Raw genomic sequence first — 21,448 nt, forward strand, 5'->3', positions numbered from 1 at the left:
AATCCGTCAGTTCTCGGAGGATACATGTCTTATCAAGTCGGCGATATGGTCGTCTACCCACGTCATGGTGCAGCAAAAGTGGAGGCCATCACCGAGCGGACGGTTAAGGGCGTGACGCGCGAATATCTGCAGTTGTCCGTACTTTCCTCCGACGGTCTGGTCATCAATGTGCCGGTGGAAAACGCCAAGAAAGTCGGTGTGCGTGACATCGTCTCCGGTTCCGAGGTAGCCAAGGTGTTCGAGATTCTGCGAACCCCGATCATCGAAAAGGAAATGAACTGGTCCCGCCGTTACAAGCTGAATGTCGAAAAGATCGCCACCGGTGATGTCAATAAAATCGCCGAAGTGGTGCGCGATCTCGCGCAGCGCGACGTGGACGAACACGGCTTGTCCGCAGGCGAGAAGCGCATGCTGACCAAGGCCCGCGCCATCCTGACCTCCGAGATCGCGCTGTCCGAGAAGATCGATGAGACGGAAGCACAGCGTCTGCTTGACGTGAACCTCGGCTACGCACCTGCCCAGGTGGGTGATGACCAGCATCACGCTGCCGAGCCTGAAGAAGCGGCCGCAGACACGCTGGCGCGCGTCGAAGCCGAAAAGAAGTCCAAGAAGAAGTGATCCTGCGCGTCGGCCAGGGCTTTGATGCCCATCGGTTTGCCGCTTCCGGTTCCGGACGTGAATTATGGTTGGCCGGACTGTATTGGCCGGTCCCAGAGAACGCTGCACCGGCTGAGGCTGCCCGATATGAGGGCATCGAAGGTGATTCCGATGGTGATGTGGCCGCTCACGCCTTGATTGATGCGTTGCTCGCCGCTGCCGGTCTGGGCGATATTGGTTCACTGTTCGGCGTGGGCTCCCATGCGCATGGTGCCGGTATGCACGGCTCGGATATGCTTCGTGAAACTGTTGCCCATCTTGCGGATAGCGGCTATCGGCCCGTCTCCGCGTCCGTGGCCATCGTCGGCAATCGCCCGAAAATCGGTACCCGCCGCGCCGAAGCGGAAGCCGCGTTATCCGCGGCCGTCGGTTGCCCGGTATCGGTCACCGCCACCACCACCGACCATATGGGTTTTACCGGTCGAGGCGAAGGCATAGCCGCCATCGCCAGTGCTTTGGTGGAGCGTCGCTGATGACGAAGCCATAAGAGAGGAGCCCCTTTCCATGCGGAAAGGGGCTCCTCTCGTTGAGAGTAGTGCGGAGTGCTACTTTCGCAACGTTTCCACAGCTTTGGCAAGTGCCCAGAACAGGGTGGACAGCGTCACGATAATGAAGCTTGGGGGAGCGGGGAACATCGCGGAAAGTACCAGTCCGGCCCAGATGGACACCAGGCACAGCACGCTGGCAATCGCCATGGCCTTGAACGGCGAGCCGGCCAGAATATTGGCGGTGGCCGCAGGCGTGATTACCAGAGCGAAAATCAGCAGTGTGCCCACAGCCGGCACGGCAATGGTAATCACACCGGCCATAATCGCCATGAATGCCACATTCATCAGGCCAATCGGCACGCCTTTGGCTTGTGCCACCTGCTCATCGAGCGAGCTGAACAGCAGCGGACGGTAGATAATCGCCAAGAGGACTAGCAGCAGCACGTCGAACACGGCGAAGCCAATGATCTGGCCGGTGGTTATGGTCAGGATTGAGCCGAACAGAATGGACTGCATCTGCTGGGAAGCCGAGCTGGACAGTCGTGCGAAGAACAGACCCAGACCGGTGGCAAAGGCCAGTACGGTTCCGGTGGCGATTTCACGTTCGGAGACGCGCTTGCCCAATGCGCCGATGACCAGTGCGCCACCGAGCGCGAACACGCCCATGCCCAGCGAGACGGGCAGGCCGAACAGCACCGCGCCGGTGGCACCGGGCAGTCCGATATGAGCCAATGCGTGAGCGGCGAAGGTGGATCGTCGTGCGATGGTGAAGTAGCCCATAACGCCTGCGGCCAATGCGATGCACAGGCCGGCGATGAAGGCATTGGTCATGAACGGGGCAGATAGCGTGCTGAGCCATTCAGGATCATATGAGAAGTTGATGGTGCTCATGGTCTTTGATATCTCTGTGTCTCTTGTTTCTTCATGCCGCGGCTTGGTATGCGCGGCGATTCTGTACGGTGCTGACTGCTGTGCTAGACGTTATTGGTGCGCGGTCGCGGTATCGGTGCCGTGTTCGTGATGGTGCAGCTGCGCCACTTCGGCGGCGGTATGCATATCCTGCGGCTGGTCGCGTGGCTCGTCCGGAGTGGGGGTCACGAACATGTCTCCCTGCGGGGTGGTGACCACCTGCACCTGTGTGCCATACAAATGTGTCAGCAGATCGGAATCAAGCACCTTGTGCATATCGGCGTAATGCGGATGGCCGTCCAGCAGATATACGGCGCCGGTCAGAATCGGCAACAGCATGTTGAGATCATGCGCCACCACTTGGATAGTCATGCCAAGTTCGCGATTGAGTTTGGCAAGCACATGTACGGTGGATCGTTGGCTGGCCAGATCCAGATTGGCCAACGGCTCATCAAGCATGAGCAGCTGTGGGTCGCATACCAGCGCCTGGGCGATGGCGACACGCTGACGCAGGCCGCCGGACAGCTCGGACAGACGGTAATGGGCCTTGTCCGCGATGCCGGTGAATTCCATGGCTTCGTGTGCCTTGGCCTTCTGTGCTTTGGTGACGGGATGAATGCCGAATCGTGTACCGGTCAGTCCCAGTAGCACCGACTGCTCGGCGGTGAGATTAGAATCGACGTCGGAAACATAGCTTTGCGGCACATAGCCGATGCGTTTGTTCATCTCTCCGGCCGGCTTGCCCAATACGGTCAGGGAGCCGTGCGAGAGAGGCAGCAGGCCCAACTCGGCCTTCATCATCGTGGTTTTTCCGGTGCCGTTAGTGCCAACGATGGCGGTGACCGAACCGGTGGGGATGGTGAAGTTGCCATGTTGCCATATCGTGCGATCGCCACGCTTGATGGCGGCATCCGTGAACACGATGCATGCGGAAGATTCGTTCATAGGGCTCGATTGTGGCAAATGATGCTGACAATCGTTCTCAATATCGAATGATGCGGTTATGCGGTTATGACAAAGGCCATGCAACCGATGTCATATCGGAAGCATGGCCTTCGCGCATATGTATACTATGGTCACAGCTCGCCGCCGTGGACCCCGATCATTTGCCCGGATCGGTTTGGCCCTCGTTCGAAGGAGTGGTGCCTTCTGTATCGGTGGTGGAGTTGTCGGTCCCGAAGTTTGCTGAATCACTGGCGGAGTCGGCGTTCATGGCCTTGCATTCGCGGATATACGTGGTACCTGCATCGTTGGCGGAGTCGGACTGGTTTGCGGCAGTGTCGGAGGAATTTTCTCCGGACGCATCGCCTTCGGTGTTGTCGCCGGTGCCGGCATCGCAGCCGTAAGTCGGATCCACCGCGTCAATGATGGTGTTGATGAGCTGGTTAATCCAAGCATTCAGCGTGGTGGCGTCCGCGGGCATTTGCTCGGAGACATCGACGACCGGCACATCGGATTTGCCTGCGGTGCCGGTGATCATATTGGTGGCATCGCTGGCTTCCTGCGTGTTGTTGATCAATACATCCGCGCCCTTGTCTTCAATAAGCGTCTGGAACGCCTGCAGATCCGCCGGTGCTGGTTCGCCGCCGGAAGCCGTCGACTGCGTATAGCCCTTGGGGGTTGCGTCCTTGAACCCCACGTCGGCCATGAGATAGTAGGCCACGGGTTCGGTTGCCGCGTACGTGAGATCGGTATGGGTTTTGGTGAAGTCGTTGACCCAGGTTTCCAGTGTTTTTTCGCGGTTCAGCCAATTCTTCAGTCGCGTCTGGAATATTTTCTTCTTGCTGGGCAGAGCCTTGACATATGCCTCGGTGATGGCGGAGGCCATGCTCGAGCGTGCGTCCTTGGAGAACCATAAGTGAGGGTTGTCGCCTTCCATGGCGCCCATAACGGAAGCGGCGGAAACCAAGGTGGAACTTTTCGACAACGGCTTGGTCGCCCAGGAATCATAGCCGGCGCCGTTGGCCACCACGATCTGTGCTTGGGATAGTTTGGCGACGTCCGAGGTTTTCGGCTCGAAATCATGGGCATCCACATTGGTGGAGTTCATGATGGAGGTGACCGTCACGTCATCTCCACCAAGTTCCGCGGCCAGCGACCCCCATTGGTTGATGGAGGCGACCACGTTGATCGGACCGGTGGGCTCGGGTACGTTCTGCTTGGTGTTCGGCTCGGTTTGGGTTGTGGCCGAGCCGCAAGCCGCGGAAGCGAACAGCATGACGGCGCCTAGGCCGGCTGCGGCGAGTTTCGTGAGTCGTGTAATCCGAATCCCCATGGCGTGCCTTCTTCGTTGAGATGGACGAACGATATAATCCTGATTTGTTCCAACGATAGCCTATCGTTTCGATAGAATGCGCCGAACAATATGGAAGGGTATGGATGTCCACGAAAATCGACGGCAAGCAGGTTGCTGCCACGATCAAAGCCGATCTCGCCGAACGTGTGAACACGCTCAAGGCGCAAGGCGTGGTGCCTGGACTGGGCACGCTGCTGGTGGGGGAGGATCCCGGCTCGATGAAGTACGTGGCCGGCAAGCATGCCGATTGCCAGGAGGTGGGTATCACCTCGGTCAAGAAGGAACTGCCTGCCGATGCCAGTTTCGGCCAGATTGCCGAGGCCGTGCGTGAACTTAACGATGACCCGGCTTGCACCGGATTTATCGTGCAGCTGCCGCTGCCCAAGGGCGTTGATGAAAACGCGATCATCAACATGATCGATCCGGCCAAGGATGCGGACGGCATGCACCCGTACAACCTTGGCGAACTGGTGCTGCATGTACGCGCAGACATCGCAACACCGTTGCCCTGCACCCCACGCGGCGTGCTTGAATTGCTTGATGCCTACAACATTGACCTGGAAGGCAAGGAAGTGTGCGTGTTGGGCCGTGGCATTACCATCGGCCGCACCATCGGCCTGCTGCTCACGCGCAATGCCGTCAATGCCACCGTCACCTTGTGCCACACCGGTACGCGCGACGTGGCCGACCATATGCGTCGTGCCGATGTCATCATCGCCGCAATGGGCTCCGCCGGCTTCGTGACCCCTGACAAGATCAAGGAGGGGACGGTACTGGTGGATGTGGGCGTCAGCCGCGTATTCGATGAGGAGGCCGGTCGCTACCGTATCAAGGGCGACGTGGACAAGGCCTGCTATGACAAGGCGTACGCATACACCCCCAACCCCGGTGGCGTAGGCCCCATGACCCGAGCCATGCTTCTGGCCAACGTTGTAGAAATGGCCGAGCGCTCCTCCCGATGAGGAACAGGTGGGCCGGGATGTTCTGTTGCCGGGCGTAAAGCTTGGCCTGAGCGGCCTGGAGCGGTCCCGGCAACAGAACATCCTAGCCCATCTGTGGTCAACGCAAATTAAAGCGTGCGACACACCCGAATTTTTCTAGGAAATTTGGGCAGAGTTGCTTGTATCGTAAATATCAGTATGTCTGCAAGGGCATACGTATAACTGAATATCGAGAAATTATCCATCCACTATTAGAAACCATATATTTACATGGCAGAGAACAACATTGAAGTCACCAAGGTTGCCATCAACGACATCGGCACCGAAGAGGACTTCATCAAGGCAGTCGATTCCACCATCAAGAACTTCGATGATGGTGATCTGGTTGAGGGTACCGTCGTCAAGATCGATCACGACGAGGTCCTCCTGGACATCGGCTACAAGACCGAGGGCGTCATCCCCTCCCGCGAGCTTTCCATCAAGAAGGACGTTGATCCTGACGAAGTCGTCGAGGTCGGCGACACCATCGAGGCCCTTGTCGTCACCAAGGAAGACAAGGAAGGCCGTCTGATTCTGTCCAAGAAGCGTGCTCAGTACGAGCGTGCTTGGGGCGACATTGAGAAGATCAAGGAAGCTGACGGCGTCGTTGAGGGCACCGTCATTGAAGCCGTCAAGGGCGGCCTCATCGTCGACATCGGTCTGCGTGGCTTCCTGCCTGCCTCCCTCGTTGAGATGCGTCGTGTCCGCGACCTCTCCCCGTACATCGGTCAGAAGATCAAGGCCAAGATCCTTGAGCTCGACAAGAACCGTAACAACGTGGTTCTGTCCCGCCGCCAGTACCTTGAGGAGACCCAGTCCGAGGTCCGCGAGACCTTCCTGTCCCAGCTCAAGAAGGGTCAGATCCGTGAAGGCGTGGTGTCCTCCATCGTCAACTTCGGCGCTTTCGTCGATCTCGGCGGTGTTGACGGTCTGATTCACGTTTCCGAGCTGTCCTGGAAGCACATCGACCACCCGTCTGAGGTCGTCAAGGTTGGCGACAAGGTCACCGTCGAGGTGCTCGACGTCGATCTCGACCGTGAGCGTATCTCCCTGTCCCTCAAGGCGACCCAGGAGGATCCGTGGCAGCGTTTCGCTCGCACCCACGTTCCCGGCCAGATTGTCAAGGGCAAGGTCACCAAGATCGTCCAGTTCGGTGTCTTCATCTCCGTCGAAGACGGCATCGAGGGCCTGGTGCATATCTCCGAGCTCGCCAACCGTCACGTCGAGAACCCGGAGACCGTGGTCAAGCCGGGCGAGACCGTGTTCGTCAAGGTGATCGACGTCGATCTCGATCGTCGCCGCATCTCCCTGTCCCTCAAGCAGGCCAACGACTCCGTTGACCCGGCTTCCGAGGACTTCGATCCGGCCATCTACGGTATGCCGGCCGAGTACGACGAGCAGGGCAACTACAAGTACCCCGAAGGCTTCGACCCGAACACCAACGAGTGGATCGCTGGTTACGAGAAGCAGCGCGAGGAGTGGGAAGCCCAGTACGCCGCCGCTCACGACCTGTGGGAAGAGCACAAGGAGTTCGTGGCCAAGGAACTGGCAAATGCGGCCGAGTCCGCTGCCGCCGACGGCCAGAACCAGAAGGAAGAGAAGCCGGTCGAGGAGACCTCCAACTACTCTTCCGCTGCTCCGGCTACCGGCACCCTCGCCGACTCCGATCAGCTCGCCGCCCTGCGCGACCAGTTGCTCGGCAAGTGAGTTTGCCGCGAAGCTAACGCTTAGCGTCTGAAGAAACCCGGTCCGAGTGGGCCGGGTTTCTTGCGTTTCGGGAGTTATCCGCCAATGACTCCCCTTCCTGAGGGGGAGCTGTCGGCGATAGTCGACTTGAGGGGAGTTGCAGCTACGATAGGCACCATGATGCGAATAGGACTGACTGGCGGTATCGCAGCCGGCAAAAGCACAGTGGCCGCACGGTTGCGTGAGCTGGGCGCGTTGCATATCGACTACGATGCCCTGGCCCGCCAGATCGTCGAACCTGGGGGAGTGGCGCTGCCGCAGATTGTCGCCGAATTCGGTTCTGATGCCCTTAACGCTGACGGCACCATGAATCGCCAATGGATTGCCGACCATATCTTTGGCAAGGATGCCAGAACGGGCGCGCGTGAACGCCTTGATGCCATCGAGCATCCGCTGATTTACGCCGAGGCGGCGCGTCTGGAACGTAAGCATCCCGAAACAATCGTCATCGTCCATGACATCCCGCTGCTCGCCGAAGTAATCGATACCATTCCTTTCACTTTCGACCATATCGTCACCGTCGAGGCACCGGTGTGCATACGGCTTGACCGTATGATCGAGGAACGCGGTATGAGTCTCGAACAGGCTGAAGCGCGCATCCGCCACCAGTCCAGCGAGGAGGAACGTCGGGCTATCGCTGACATCGTCATCGACTCCACCCATCCAATACCTGAGATGCTGGCCCAAGTGGATGAAATATACGTGGGATGGCTCACACAAAATGAACGGCACTAGAGAAAGTGTGAGGCAAACGCACAATATCGCTCAATCGCACATTGGAAGGAATGGCGGGAATGAGCTGTTTCTCGGGGAATTGTGTTCGATTGTCAAAGCGAAATCCTCACACTTCTCTTATTGAGAATAATTTGCTGTGAACCGGGACCGCTAAGATAAAGCCTCATGGGATTCAATATCGAGCGTGCGGACAAGCCTTTCGTCGTCAAATCGCCCTATCAACCATCTGGCGACCAGCCACAGGCTATCACCGAGCTGTCTGAACGCATCGAAAACGGTGAAAATGACGTGGTTCTGATGGGTGCCACCGGTACTGGTAAAACCGCCACCACCGCCTGGCTGATAGAGAAACTGCAGCGCCCGACCCTCATCATTGAGCCCAACAAGACGCTGGCCGCGCAGCTGTGCGCCGAATTCCGCGAACTTATGCCGGACAACGCCGTCAGCTACTTCGTGAGCTACTACGACTACTACCAGCCGGAAGCCTATATCCCGCAGACGGATACCTATATAGAGAAAGACTCCAATATCAATGACGATGTGGAACGGCTTCGTCATCAGGCCACCGCAAACCTGCTGACCCGGCGTGATTGCGTGGTGGTGGCCACGGTATCCTGCATCTACGGCTTGGGCACGCCGGAAGAATATGCCGGCCGTATGCTCTTCCTCAAGGTGGGTCAAGAGATCAACCGTGATGACCTGCTGCGTCAATTTGTCGCCATGCAATACAAACGCAACGACATCGCCTTCACCCGCGGTACGTTCCGCGTGCGGGGCGACACCGTCGAAATCATCCCTGTCTACGAGGAACTGGCGGTGCGTATCGAATTCTTTGGTGACGAGATCGACCGCATTTCCACGCTCCATCCGTTGACCGGAGACGAAATCGATGAGGAAAACGAGGTTCACATTTTCCCGGCCTCGCATTATGTGGCCGGTCCCGAACGCATGGAACGGGCCCTGAAAACCATTCGCGAGGAACTTGACGAGCGTCTGGCCGAGCTGCGCAAGCAGGGCAAGGAGCTGGAAGCCCAGCGCCTCAACATGCGTACCACCTATGATTTGGAAATGCTCACCCAGGTGGGTGTCTGTTCCGGCGTCGAGAACTATTCGCGTCATTTCGACGGTCGTGCCGCCGGTACTCCGCCGCACACATTGCTTGACTTTTTCCCTGATGATTTCCTGCTGGTCATTGACGAATCGCATGTCACCGTGCCGCAGATCGGCGCCATGTATGAGGGCGACGCCTCCCGTAAGCGCACGCTGGTCGAGCACGGCTTCAGACTGCCCTCCGCAATGGATAATCGTCCGTTGAAATGGCCGGAATTCCTGCAGCGCGTGGGCCAGACCGTATACCTCTCCGCCACGCCAGGTGACTATGAGCTGGGACTTTCGGATGGCGTGGTCGAGCAGATCATCCGTCCGACCGGCCTGCTGGATCCGAAAATCGATGTGCGACCGGTCAAGGGTCAGATTGACGACTTGCTTGGGGAGATTAAGGCGCGCGTAGACAGGAACGAGCGTGCGCTGGTCACCACATTGACCAAGAAGATGGCCGAGGATCTGACTGACTATCTGCTGGAACGCGGCATCAAGGTCGAATACCTGCATTCCGACGTGGACACGCTGCGTCGTGTCGAACTGCTGCGCATGCTGCGTGAGGGCAAAATCGACGTGATAGTCGGCATCAACCTGCTGCGTGAGGGCCTTGACTTGCCGGAAGTCTCCCTGGTGGCGATTCTCGATGCCGATAAGGAAGGTTTCCTACGTTCCTATCGTTCACTGATTCAGACCATCGGTCGTGCCGCACGAAACGTGTCAGGCACGGTAATCATGTATGCCGATGAGACCACTGATGCCATGCGCAAGGCGATTGACGAGACCGATCGCCGTCGCGCCAAGCAAATTGCTTACAACAAGGAACATGGCATTGATCCGAAGCCTCTGATTAAGAAAATCAGCGATGTCAACGACATGCTGGCCAAGGAGGATGTGGATACCCAGACCTTGCTCGAGGGCGGTTATCGCAATGCGGGCAAGGCCGGCAACACGCATCTGGGCGTGCCCGTGCTCGATCCCAACGAAGCCGACAAGCGTCATGAGGAAATCCTCAAGGCCGGACTGCCCGCCCAGGACCTGGCTGATTTGATTCGTCAACTCTCTGAACAGATGCACACTGCCGCCGAACAGCTCCAATTCGAGCTCGCCGCCCGTCTACGCGACGAAATCCGCGACCTCAAAAAAGAGCTGCGTCAAATGACTGAGGCGAATAAGTAAACCCGTCACAGACATAAGTTAGTGTAGGGAATCATGGCAGAAACCCCACTCGCATTTGAAATCATCACCTTTGTGGTGCTTGCACTGTTCTTCATCGTCGACCTGTTCGTCATTGGCCGTCGCCCGCACGTGCCTTCCACCAAGGAATGCGTGCAGCATATCGCGTTCTTCGTGGTCATGGCGCTCATATTCGGTGGATTCATCTGGTTTTTCGCTGGTTCCAAGCCGGCCATCGAGTTCTATTCCGGCTGGCTGACCGAGTATTCGTTGTCCATTGACAACCTCTTTGTGTTCGTCATCATTATGTCGAACTTCGCAGTACCCAAGCAGATCCAGAAATATGTGCTGTCGGTCGGTATCACCATCGCGTTGATTTTCCGTGGTCTGTTCATTCTGATTGGTGCGGCTCTGATCACCCGTTTCACCTGGGTGTTCTTTATCTTCGGCGCATTCCTGATCTACACCGCGCTCAAGTTGGTGCTTGGCGGCGATGAGGATGAGGAATACCACGAAAACGGCATCATCCGTGCGTTGCGTAAGGTCATTAAGATTACCGACGATTACGACGGCGAGAAGCTGCGCACCACCAAGAACGGCGTGCGCTATTGGACCCCGATGCTCATCGTGTTCCTGACCATCGGCACCACCGATGTTATGTTCGCGTTTGACTCGATTCCCGCAATCTTCGGTCTGACCAAGGACCCGTTCCTGGTGTTCACCTCCAATGTGTTCGCATTGCTTGGCCTGCAGCAGCTGTACTTCTTGCTTGGCGCCTTGCTCGACAAGCTTGTCTATCTGCCGATTGGCTTGTCCGTGGTGCTGGGCTTCATCGGTGTCAAGCTCATTATGGAGGCGCTGCACGGCAATACTCTGCCGTTCATCAACGGCGGCGAAGGCGTGCATTGGGTGCCTGAAGTGCCAACATGGCTCTCCCTTGCTGTGATTGTCCTGGCAATCGGCGGAGCGGCTTTGGCTTCTGTGGTCAAGATGAAGCAAGTGGAAAGCGCTGAGAAGGCCTGAAATCATAGGGAAATCAACCCCTCAAAACCCAATCGGCGCAACAGTGTGAGCGCTCACAACACACCGGGGAATAAACTTGTCATGAGCCGGTCTGCGCTAGTAGACTGGGCTGCGGCAAGTGAGGCAATCGCGCCTCGAACCAAAAAAGAACAAGAATAGGCAGGCATTCATGCGTAAAGCCAAGATCGTAGACACCATCGGTCCTTCCACCGAGGATTACGACAACCTTCTCAAGCTCGTCGAAGCCGGTATGGACGTTGCTCGTCTGAACCGCTCCCACGGCACCCCCGAAGATCACCTCAACGTGTACAACAACGTGCGCAAGGCCAGCGAGGCCACCGGCCGCAACGTGGCCGCTCTCGTTGATCTGCAGGGCCCGAAGATTCGCTGCGGTTGGTTCAAGAAGAACGCCGAGGGCGAGGACAAGGTCCAGCTGACGCTCGGCCAGGAATTCATCATCACCACCGACGACGTTGAGGGTGACGAGCACATCACCTCCACCACGTTCAAGGGCCTGCCGGGTGACTGCCACCCGGGCGACCCGATTCTGATCGATGACGGCAAGGTTCGCCTTGAGGTCACCAAGGTCGAGGGCAACAACGTGCACACCAAGGTTGTCGTCGCTGGCCCCGTGTCCTCCCACAAGGGCATCAACCTGCCGGGCGTCGCCGTCTCTCTGCCGGCTCTGACTGAGAAGGATGAGGCCGACCTGCGCTGGGCCATCCGCACCGGTGCCGACATCATCGCCATGTCCTTCGTGCGTTTCGCCACCGACATCGACCGCGCCCACGAGATTATGGATGAGGAAGGCCGTCGTATTCCGATCGTCGCCAAGATCGAGAAGCCGCAGGCTCTGGAGAACCTCGAAGAGATCGTCAAGACCTTCGACGGCGTCATGGCCGCCCGCGGCGACATGGCTGTTGAGTGCCCGCTGGAAGAGGTCCCGCTGGCCACCAAGCGCATCATCGAGCTGGCCCGCCAGTACGCCAAGCCGGTCATCGTGGCCACCGAAGTCCTCGGCTCCATGGTGAACTCCCCGGTCCCGACCCGTGCAGAGGCCTCCGACTGCGCCAACGCCGTTCTCGACGGCTCCGACGCTACCATGACCTCCAACGAGACCGCCGTTGGTAAGTACCCGGATGTGACCGTGGCTACCATGGCCCGTATTTCCGCTTACGCCACCGACCACGGCTTCGACCGTATCCCGGAGCTCAAGAACCTTGACATGTCTTCCACCGGCGCTGTTTCCTCCGCTGCTGTGGATCTGGCTGACAAGCTCAACGCCAAGGCCATCGTTGCTTACACCCAGACCGGTTCCACCGTGCACCGCGTGTCCCGCGAGCGTCCGGCCGCCCCGATCTACGGCCTGACCAACAACGAGCACACCTACCACTGGCTGGCTCTGTCTTGGGGCACCGAAGCCTTCCTGCTCAAGGAGGACTACCACGACAAGTCCCGCAAGGACCTCATGATCTTCACCGACAAGGTCCTCAAGGACGCCGGCAAGGTTGTTGACGGCGACAAGATCGTCATTCTGAGCTCCGCTCAGGGCGATCACCAGCCGGGCCGCACCGACTCCATCTACGTGCACACTGTTGGCGCTTGCGACTGATTATTCGCTCGCTGACTAGCACACGCTAGTAGTAGACGAAAGTCCCATCCGATTGGATGGGACTTTTTGTTGCGTAGGGAGAGGAGTCGCATTCGAGGCGAATTGCGGCTCTTGTCTCCTCACTTAGTCATTGAGATGCTGCAGGCTGCCACTCTTCAGTCGCAGAATCGCGATCACGGTTTTGGCATCGAGAATCGTGCCGTTGACCACCATTTCATAGGCCTCGTCCACCGAGACCAGTCGGACGTCGGAACGAGGCGTTTCCGGCCCGATCTCCTGACGAGACACCGGCTTGAGACCGGTGGCAAAGAATATCGAGGTGTGCTGGGTGGAATAGCTCGGCGTATTCATGAACCGGGTGAACTGCGTGAATTTGTCGGCGTCGAATCCGGCTTCCTCGGCCAGCTTGCGCTTGGCCACATCGGTCGGGCGTTCGGAAGGATTGTTGGCGTGCCCAGCCGGAATCTCCAATGTCCACCGATGGTTGGCAATACGGTACTGCTCAACCAACGGAATCATGCCGTCTTCGGTGACGGCCAACACAGCGACGGTGTCGCCGTTGAGTTCCTGGACAAAATAGCGTTCAAACGAGCCGATCTGATTCGATTCGTACGAGACATGATCGACATTGAAATAATGCGTCTCCACGATTTGCCTGCGGGAAATCTCCTTGACCGGAGAAGGACGCCACGGGTCAAACTGGCGGTAGGTTTCGTTGCTCATATGCCCTCCTAACAGAAGCGGAACATCAACCTATGGCCTATTGTAGGCCGCGGCGACACGCCTGACGATAGGCAACACTCGGGTACGCCGTTAGCGATGATGACGGCTATCGCGTGTCTTATGGCGGGAGAGTCGAATTGATATGCTAAGCTCTGCAAGAGTGCTTTGGCACGCCCTCGTATCCCAATTGGTAGAGGAAGCAGCCTCAAAATCTGCGCAGTGTGGGTTCGAGTCCCACCGAGGGCACTTTCGCAAAAAGGTCAGACTCAAATAACGACCTTCGCGAATCGCGAGGGGTCATTTGTATTTGGTCACAATCGGAAAAGAGGGTGGCATGGCTGCAAGGAAGAAGTCCGAGGAACCGAGCATCGACGTCGACGAGGTGCTGACCGACGAAGAACTCAAGGCTGTGGCCGAGGAAGACGGCGAGCCTGCTGAGTGCAAAACCAAGCCCGAGAACGGCCCGCGTACCGTTGTCGTGGCCGAGGACGAGGCCGTGAATCGTATGGATTTGGTGGCCATGCTCGAAGACAATGGTTACGAGGTCGTCGGCCAGGCCGCCAATGGCGAGGAAGCCGTCGAACTGACCCGCAAGTTCCGCCCGGACGTGGTGTGCATGGACGTCAAGATGCCGCGTATGGATGGCATCGCCGCCGCCGGCATCATCTGCGACGAGAACATCGCTCCCGTGGTCATGCTCACCGCCTTCTCCCAGACCGATTTGGTCAAGAAGGCCACCGGTGCCGGTGCCATGGCATATGTCACCAAGCCGTACGAGGAATCCAAGCTCCTGCCGACCCTCGAAGTCGCCATGGGTCGTTTCGCTGAAATCAACGATCTTCTGGACAACGTCGAGCGCAGCGAACGCAAGCTTCAGGAAACCACCGATCAGCTCAAGGAGACCGAGGAAAAGCTCAAGAAGGCTGAGGACACCCTTGAGGAACGCAAGCTTGTGGATCGTGCCAAGGGTCTATTGATGGACAAGGCCGACTTCTCCGAGCAGGGTGCTTTCCGTTGGATTCAGAAGACATCCATGGATCAGCGCATTCCTAAGAAGCGTCTTGCTCAGGCCATCATCGCCAAGTACGGCGATCCGAAGCCGTCCGAGACCGACGAGCGCTGAGCCAACAAACAAATGAACCAATTAGGGGAGAGGCCAGCGTGACCGAGCCCACCAATGAAACTTTGCTGGTGGTGGATGGCCACTCGCTGGCCTTTCGTGCGTTTTACGCCCTGCCGGTTGAAAATTTCAGTACCGCAGCAGGGCAAGCCACTAACGCGGTATGGGGCTTTGCCACCATGCTGTCTCAGGTGATTGAAGCGGAGAAGCCAGACCATCTAGGTGTAGCCTTCGATATGAAGGGCGGCACGTTCCGCAACGACATGCTTCCGCAGTACAAGGGCACCCGTGAGGCCGCGCCCGAGGAGCTGCTCACCCAGCTGCCTTTGATTCAGCGCATGCTCAAGGCCCTGGGCGTCACGTATATCGAAAAGCAGGGGTATGAGGGCGATGACATCATCGCCACTCTCGCCACTATGGGAGACGACGCCGGCTATCACACGCTGGTATTGTCCGGCGACAGAGATGCCTTCCAGCTTGTGGACGACAACGTCACCGTGCTCTACCCAGGCCATCACTTCAAAGACCTGAAGCATATGACGCCTCAGTCCATCGTGGACAAGTACAAGGTCACGCCGGCGCAATACCCTGATTTGGCGGCTCTGCGTGGTGAGACCGCCGATAATATTCCCGGTGTGCCCGGCGTGGGCGACGGATATGCGGCCAAATGGATCAACCAGTATGGCTCGCTGGATGCCATTTGCGAACACGCCGACGAGGTCACCGGCAAAAAAGGTGAGGCGTTGCGCGCCAATATCGATCAGGTCAAGCTGAACCGCAAGGTCAATGCGCTGGTGCGTGACGTGGATCTCGGTGTCGATATCGAGGATCTGACGTTCGGCTCAGTGGATGTGGCCCAGATTGATGCTCTCTTCAAAGAGCTTGAGTTCGGTCCGCGTACCAAGACCCGCGTGATGAAGATTTTCAATGGTGGCGTGAGTCCAGCTGGAACCGCCCAGGGAGCAGCGGCCGCACAGTCGGGTGGTCCTGCAGAAGACAAGCTGGATTCCGGTTTGGACACACCGAAAATCACGGTTATTGAATCCGCGGCACAGTTCGAGCAGTGGGTCGAAGCCCATCGTCATGAGATCAATGTTCCTGACGACATTGTTGATTTTCCGGTTTCCGATTACAGCAATGAGGCCGAACGTCACATCATGTGCGGTGACGCGGTCGGTCATGCCTGGACAGTGACCGCATGGGGAGACGCGCGGCCCGGGCGCGCCCATGTGCAGGCATGCGCCGTTGCTACGGCATCCTCAGCAGCCATTATCGAGGCTCCGATGGCATCATCAGTGCAGACCGCTCTTGATCGGTTCCTGAAAGCCGAGCATTTCCGTACCATCGTCCATGGATACAAGGAACTGCTTCACCTGCTTTCTGCCGCCGGATTGGGCATGGCATTGCCGATGTTCGATACCAAACTGGGCGGATACCTTGCCCAGCCTGACTTCCATGCCGACAATCTCAATCAGGCAGCCGAACACTTCCTGGATATTCATGTTGTCGATGCCGAGCAGCCGGCCCAAGGTGTGCTGGATTTCGACGACGAACACACCGAGGAAGACCTGAACGAACGGCGTGTGCATGATTTGGCTGTTATCCGCGAACTGGCCGTTACTTTGGGGCCGGTCATCGACGAGCGTCGGCAATACTGGCTGATGCGTGCCATTGAGCTGCCGGTTTCCCGGGTGCTGCACGGCATGGAGCAGTCGGGGGCGAAAATCGACCGTTCCAGGCTCACCGACATGCGTGACCGGTTTGCCGCCGATGCCCGTCAGGCACAGGAAATGGCATGGCAGTATGCAGGTGGTGAGATCAACCTGCAGAGCCCCAAGCAATTGCAGAAGGTGCTGTTTGTAGATATGGGTTTGAAGCCCACCAAACGCACCAAGAATGGCTCTTACACCACCAATGCGGCGGCATTGCAGAATCTCTACATCCATTCCGTGGATAATGAGCAGGCCAATGGATTCCTCGGGGCGCTGCTGCGTCATCGGGAAACCAATAAGCTTAAGCAGATCGTGCAGACGCTTATTGATGCCACGAATAAGGCAGACGAGCGTATCCACACTACGTTCGAGCAGACCGTGGCCGCCACCGGCCGATTGAGCTCGGTGGACCCGAATCTGCAGAATATTCCCAACCGTAATGCGGTCGGACGTGAGATTCGTAGTGTGTTTGTGCCGGGAGAAGGCTATGAGGCGCTGATGAGCTGCGACTATTCGCAGGTCGAATTGCGTATTATGGCCGATTTGTCTGGCGATGAGGCTCTGATCGAGGCATTCCGCTCCGGTGCGGACTTCCATAAATATGTGGCCTCGATGGTCTATGGCGTGCCGGTGGATCAGATTACCGGTGACCAGCGCAGCCATGTAAAAGCCATGAGCTATGGCCTTGCCTACGGATTGAGCACCTATGGATTGGCTCAGCAGCTCAACATTGCGCAGCGTGAAGCCGAGGCCCTGAAAAACCGGTATTTCGACACCTTCGGCAAGGTACACGACTACCTTGAATCATTGGTAGCGACTGCCCGTGAGAAAGGCTATACCGAAACGATTTTCGGCCGTCGGCGCTATTTTCCGGCGCTGCGTTCCACGAACCGCATGGCGCGTGATGCTGCCGAACGCGCAGCGCTGAACGCGCCGATTCAGGGTTCCGCCGCAGACATCATGAAAATCGCGATGATTCGTGCCGGGCAGGCTCTGGACGAGGCCGGTGTGAAGAGCCGCATTATCCTGCAGATTCACGATGAACTTGTGGTGGAGATTGCTCCGGGCGAAAGCGAGCAGGTCACCGAGCTGATTCGCAATGCCATGGAACATGCCGTCGATCTTGCCGTACCGCTGGATGTGTCCTGCGGTATCGGATCGGACTGGCAGCTCGCCGCCCACTGATTCGTTGCCGGTTTCTTTTGCCGCGCAGTATGAGTTGCCCTCCCACCGAGGGCAACCAGTAACGTAGCGGACTGCGGAAATTTGATGAAGGATGCCCGCAAACCGCAATCGCTGTCATCTCCACTACAATGAGACCTATGCCGAATCTCAAGCAAGTTATCGACGTTCTCGAGACCCTGTATCCGTTGCGTTACGCCGAGGAATGGGATGAGCCGGGCCTGATTGTGGGCGATCTAAACCATGAGGTGAATCGGATTGTCTTCGCGGCCGACCCGACCTCGGCCATAGTGGATAAGGCCGTTGCCACCGGCGCCGACCTACTCGTCACCCATCATCCGTTATTCTTCCGATCCGTGCATGAGGCCAGCGGACTTGGTTTCCGCGGCGATATTGTCCGTCGCCTGTACCAGCACGGTTGTGGATTATGGGTGGGACATACGAATGCCGATGCCGCATACCGTGGCGTGGGACAGGCCGCAGCCGATTATTTCGGGCTTGTTGGCTCGCAACCGCTTGTACCCATCGAAGATACGGCGGCCGCGCATCCGGTCGGGCTTGGACGTGTGGGTCGTTTGCCGGAGCCAATCACGCTCAAGGATTTTGCTCAGCGCGTATTCGATGAGGTGAGTGACCATGGCATGGTCACTGCCCTCGGTATCCAGATGTGCGGCGATCCAGAGGCTCTGGTGCGGCGTATAGCCATCTTGCCAGGCTCCGGTGATTCCTTGTTCAATGAAGTGCGCGCGACAGGCGCTGATGTATACGTGACCAGCGATTTACGGCATCATCCGGTGACTGATGCCATTGAACAGGCGCGCTACGAGGCACGAATGCGCGGTCAAGGCATTGCCCTCGGGCAGGGGGAGAGCGGTGATGGGCATGTGCGTCCTTATTTCATCAACACACCGCATGCTGCCATCGAATCCATGTGGTTCAATTATGCGCTTGAGGATGTGCCTGTTGCCGTCGAACGGGCGACAGGTTCTCGTCCCGAGGTTGAATGGTTCCGCGACACGACTGACCCATGGACGCTGTCCATCACCTCCCGTCAAGACTGAGCCACTACAGTAGGGTATTGAAAACGTTTGCGAAGGAGAGGCATGTTTGGCGAAAGCAAGCGGGAACAACTCGAGCGCCGGCTTGACCATAAGCTGAACGCTACTTCTGACGGTATCGACATGGATGTGCCCGCCAAGGTGGTGAGCAGTGAAACCGTGTATACCGGCCGCATCTTCCACGTGGACGATATGCGTATTGCATTGACCGACAAAGGCGGCGAAGAACATGAAATCAGCCGTCAGGTGTTGCGCCACGCGCCTTGCGTAGTAATGCTCGTGCATGACATGTCCAATGACCGATACCTTATCGAACGTGAATATCGTGCTGGTTCGGACATGTTCGCCTATGGGCTGCCCGCGGGTCTTATGGACGAGGGCGAGGATGTGCTTGACGCCGCATTGCGTGAATTGGGTGAGGAAACCGGAGTGGTTCCTGACTGTGATGCCATGGGTGTCGACTATGTCGGTGACTTCTATTCCTCTGAGGGCATGACCGACGAGTTGGCTCACATCATGGTGCTGCATCTCGGTCCGTTCAAACATGAGCCACGGCATTTCGACCCGGATGAGCATGTGGAGTCCGCATGGATTCCATGGAGCGATCTGGCCGCCACGCGCATCACCTCCTCCAATTCAATGATCGCCATCCAGCACGAGGCGCTGCACAGGCTCCTCGCCAAGAATTCCGACAAAGACAAGCCGACGTTATTCTCCTGACGTTCACCGTGCCCGAACATCGGTAACACAAGAAAGTGGGATACTGAAGAGTATGCAGATCAGACCAGGATCAATGTATCCGCTGGGTGCCAGCTATGACGGCGCCGGTGTGAATTTCGCGTTGTACTCGCAGGTTGCGCAAAAGGTGGAGTTGTGTCTGTTCGACGAAGATGATGCGGAGACGCGTGTCGAGATGACCGAGCAGAACTCCTACGTATGGCATAACTATATTCCCGGACTGCAGCCCGGGCAGCGTTATGGTTACCGCGTCTACGGGCCGTACGACCCGGCGAACGGTCTGCGGTGCAATCCTAACAAGCTGTTGCTCGACCCATATGCCAAGGCCATCGAAGGCAATATCGACGGCGACGAAAGCCTGTTCTCGTACTGGTTCAAGAGTCCGGACGACAACACGGCGATGAACGACCTCGACTCGGCGGCTCACACCATGAAGTCCGCGGTCATCAACCCCTACTTCGATTGGGGCAATGATCAGCATCCGTATATTCCGTACCATGATTCGGTGATTTATGAGGCGCATGTGCGCGGCATGACCAACCTCAACATGGATGTGCCGCCGGATATCCGCGGCACCTACGCGGGCCTGGCTTATCCGAGCGTCATCGAATATTTGAAAAAGCTTGGCGTCACCGCTATTGAACTGATGCCGATTCACCAGTTCGTCAACGACTCCTTCCTGCAGGAAAAGGGTCTGTCGAACTACTGGGGATACAACACCATCGGCTTCTTCGCACCTCACAACGCCTATTCCTCTTCCGGGGAACGCGGCGAACAGGTCAACGAGTTCAAAGCCATGGTCAAGGCATATCATCATGCCGGCATGGAGGTCATTCTTGACGTGGTGTACAACCACACCGCCGAGGGCAACCATATGGGCCCCACTCTGAGCTTCAAGGGTATCGACAACGCCTCCTACTACCGACTGGTGGAAGGTGATCAGCAGCACTACTTCGACACCACCGGCACCGGAAACTCGCTGCTTATGCGCTCGCCGCATGCCCTGCAGCTGATCACCGATTCGCTGCGCTACTGGGTCACCGAAATGCATGTTGATGGCTTCCGCTTCGATCTGGCCGCCACGCTGGCTCGCCAGTTCCAGGAGGTCGACAAGCTGTCTGCGTTCTTCGACATCGTGGAACAGGATCCGATCATCTCGCGCGTCAAGCTGATCGCCGAGCCATGGGATTTGGGCTCAGGTGGCTATCAGGTGGGTGGCTTCCCGTCCAGCTGGTCCGAGTGGAACGGTCGCTACCGCGATACCGTGCGCGACTTCTGGCGCTCGCAACCGTCCACTTTGCCTGAATTTGCTTCTCGCCTGATGGGCAGCTCCGACCTGTATCAGGTCAATGGCCGCCGACCGGTGGCATCCGTGAACTTCATCACCGCGCATGACGGCTTCACGATGAACGATCTGGTCAGCTACAACGAGAAGCACAATGAAGCCAATGGTGAAGGCAACCGGGACGGTGAGAGCAACAATCGTTCCTGGAACTGCGGTGTGGAAGGCCCCACCAACATTCGCGACGTCAACGAATTGCGCCAGCGTCAGATGCGTAACATGTTCTCCACTCTGCTGCTAAGCCAAGGCATTCCGATGATCTGCGGTGGCGACGAAGTGGCCCGCACCCAGCAGGGCAACAATAACGCATACTGCCAGGATAATGAGATTTCGTGGACCGATTGGAATCTCGACAAGAACCAGGAAGAGCTTCTTGCGTTCGTCTCCAAGCTCATTCATTTGCGTTTGGAACATCCGGTGCTGCACCGTCGTCGTTTCTTCGCCGGCCGCGAACCGGGCGACGACTCCAACACGATTCCGCAGGTCGAATGGTTTGACCACACCGGTTCCATCATGGATATGGACGATTGGCAGAACACCCATGCGTTCTCCATGATGATCTACCTGAACGGATCGGATATTCCCGAGGTCGACTGGTATGGCAACCGGATGGTCGACAACGACTTCATCCTGATCTTCAACGCGCATTACGAGCCGATCATGTTCACTCTGCCGGATGAGCGTTACGGCCGTAAGTGGCAGCTGGTCGTGGATACGCACAACCCGAATGGGCCGGAACTGAGCTATGAGGCGGGCTTCATGATCACCGCCCAGTCCCGCAGCTTCCTCATGCTCATGAGCGCCAAAAAGCCCATGGGCCTATAACCAGACCGAAGTCAAGCTCCCTCTGACG

17 protein-coding genes and 1 tRNA gene are annotated in these 21,448 nt (G+C 57.6%); 14 read left to right on the plus strand and 4 right to left on the minus strand.

Annotated elements, in window-relative coordinates; all coding sequences use genetic code 11:
* The first annotated feature begins 24 nt into the window (after window positions 1-24).
* Together BBBR_RS03510 and ispF are read left to right on the plus strand one after the other, a co-directional pair.
* Complete coding sequence (locus BBBR_RS03510) at window positions 25-618, plus strand: CarD family transcriptional regulator (RefSeq protein ID WP_003828909.1); 594 nt, start codon at window positions 25-27, stop codon at window positions 616-618.
* Entirely contained in the window at window positions 615-1,130 is a 516-nt protein-coding gene (gene ispF / locus BBBR_RS03515; protein WP_003828912.1) for a 2-C-methyl-D-erythritol 2,4-cyclodiphosphate synthase, read from the plus strand. Before BBBR_RS03510 ends, ispF begins: the two co-directional genes overlap by 4 nt.
* A gap of 72 nt (window positions 1,131-1,202) precedes the next feature.
* Here the strand turns inward: ispF and BBBR_RS03520 are convergent, their stop codons facing one another.
* The 3 genes from BBBR_RS03520 to BBBR_RS03530 form a co-directional block, all read right to left on the minus strand.
* The gene (locus tag BBBR_RS03520; RefSeq protein WP_003828914.1) at window positions 1,203-2,036 is read right to left on the minus strand and encodes a metal ABC transporter permease; all 834 of its coding nucleotides are present in this window, start codon (window positions 2,034-2,036) and stop codon (window positions 1,203-1,205) included.
* Between the two features lie 90 nt (window positions 2,037-2,126).
* A complete protein-coding gene (locus BBBR_RS03525; protein WP_003828915.1) occupies window positions 2,127-2,999 on the minus strand; it encodes an ABC transporter ATP-binding protein in 873 nt (290 codons plus the stop codon).
* Between the two features lie 157 nt (window positions 3,000-3,156).
* The gene (locus tag BBBR_RS03530; protein WP_003828917.1) at window positions 3,157-4,329 is read right to left on the minus strand and encodes a metal ABC transporter solute-binding protein; all 1,173 of its coding nucleotides are present in this window, start codon (window positions 4,327-4,329) and stop codon (window positions 3,157-3,159) included.
* A 104-nt stretch (window positions 4,330-4,433) separates the two neighbouring features.
* On the opposite strand from BBBR_RS03530, the gene BBBR_RS03535 reads away from it, so the two are divergent.
* The 6 genes from BBBR_RS03535 (at window position 4,434) to pyk (ending at window position 12,720) form a co-directional block, all read left to right on the plus strand.
* Window positions 4,434-5,312 carry a bifunctional methylenetetrahydrofolate dehydrogenase/methenyltetrahydrofolate cyclohydrolase gene (locus BBBR_RS03535; RefSeq protein ID WP_003828919.1) on the plus strand — a complete coding sequence of 293 codons (879 nt, stop codon included), beginning with the start codon at window positions 4,434-4,436 and terminating at the stop codon, window positions 5,310-5,312.
* A gap of 249 nt (window positions 5,313-5,561) precedes the next feature.
* On the plus strand, window positions 5,562-7,037 hold the full coding sequence (gene rpsA / locus BBBR_RS03540; RefSeq protein WP_003828920.1) for a 30S ribosomal protein S1: 1,476 nt from the start codon (window positions 5,562-5,564) through the stop codon (window positions 7,035-7,037).
* Between the two features lie 147 nt (window positions 7,038-7,184).
* A complete protein-coding gene (gene coaE / locus BBBR_RS03545; protein ID WP_025262906.1) occupies window positions 7,185-7,811 on the plus strand; it encodes a dephospho-CoA kinase in 627 nt (208 codons plus the stop codon).
* 165 nt (window positions 7,812-7,976) lie between these two features.
* On the plus strand, window positions 7,977-10,088 hold the full coding sequence (gene uvrB, locus BBBR_RS03550; protein ID WP_003828925.1) for an excinuclease ABC subunit UvrB: 2,112 nt from the start codon (window positions 7,977-7,979) through the stop codon (window positions 10,086-10,088).
* Window positions 10,089-10,121: 33 nt separating this feature from the next.
* Window positions 10,122-11,108, plus strand: coding sequence for a TerC family protein (locus BBBR_RS03555; protein WP_003828927.1), 987 nt, complete (start codon window positions 10,122-10,124; stop codon window positions 11,106-11,108).
* 169 nt (window positions 11,109-11,277) lie between these two features.
* Window positions 11,278-12,720, plus strand: coding sequence for a pyruvate kinase (gene pyk / locus BBBR_RS03560; protein ID WP_014483884.1), 1,443 nt, complete (start codon window positions 11,278-11,280; stop codon window positions 12,718-12,720).
* Window positions 12,721-12,843: 123 nt separating this feature from the next.
* On the opposite strand, the gene BBBR_RS03565 is transcribed toward pyk, so the two are convergent.
* Window positions 12,844-13,443, minus strand: a complete 600-nt coding sequence (locus tag BBBR_RS03565; protein ID WP_003828931.1) for an NUDIX domain-containing protein — start codon at window positions 13,441-13,443, stop codon at window positions 12,844-12,846.
* A 172-nt stretch (window positions 13,444-13,615) separates the two neighbouring features.
* Here BBBR_RS03565 and BBBR_RS03570 point away from each other — a divergent pair.
* The 6 genes from BBBR_RS03570 to glgX all read left to right on the plus strand — a co-directional run bounded on the left by BBBR_RS03570 (window position 13,616) and on the right by glgX (window position 21,420).
* Window positions 13,616-13,689 (plus strand) — tRNA-Leu (locus tag BBBR_RS03570).
* Between the two features lie 88 nt (window positions 13,690-13,777).
* Window positions 13,778-14,566, plus strand: coding sequence for an ANTAR domain-containing response regulator (locus BBBR_RS03575; RefSeq protein ID WP_003828934.1), 789 nt, complete (start codon window positions 13,778-13,780; stop codon window positions 14,564-14,566).
* A 38-nt stretch (window positions 14,567-14,604) separates the two neighbouring features.
* Window positions 14,605-17,460: a DNA polymerase I gene (polA, locus tag BBBR_RS03580; protein ID WP_003828936.1), complete on the plus strand. Its 2,856-nt coding sequence runs from the start codon at window positions 14,605-14,607 to the stop codon at window positions 17,458-17,460.
* A gap of 137 nt (window positions 17,461-17,597) precedes the next feature.
* Window positions 17,598-18,518, plus strand: a complete 921-nt coding sequence (locus BBBR_RS03585) for a Nif3-like dinuclear metal center hexameric protein (RefSeq protein WP_003828937.1) — start codon at window positions 17,598-17,600, stop codon at window positions 18,516-18,518.
* A gap of 42 nt (window positions 18,519-18,560) precedes the next feature.
* A complete protein-coding gene (locus BBBR_RS03590; protein ID WP_003828939.1) occupies window positions 18,561-19,235 on the plus strand; it encodes an NUDIX hydrolase in 675 nt (224 codons plus the stop codon).
* Window positions 19,236-19,308: 73 nt separating this feature from the next.
* On the plus strand, window positions 19,309-21,420 hold the full coding sequence (glgX, locus tag BBBR_RS03595) for a glycogen debranching protein GlgX (RefSeq protein ID WP_003828941.1): 2,112 nt from the start codon (window positions 19,309-19,311) through the stop codon (window positions 21,418-21,420).
* Window positions 21,421-21,448: the final 28 nt, after the last annotated feature.

This window comes from Bifidobacterium breve DSM 20213 = JCM 1192, from assembly GCF_001025175.1.
Classification (GTDB): Bacteria; Actinomycetota; Actinomycetes; order Actinomycetales; family Bifidobacteriaceae; genus Bifidobacterium; species Bifidobacterium breve.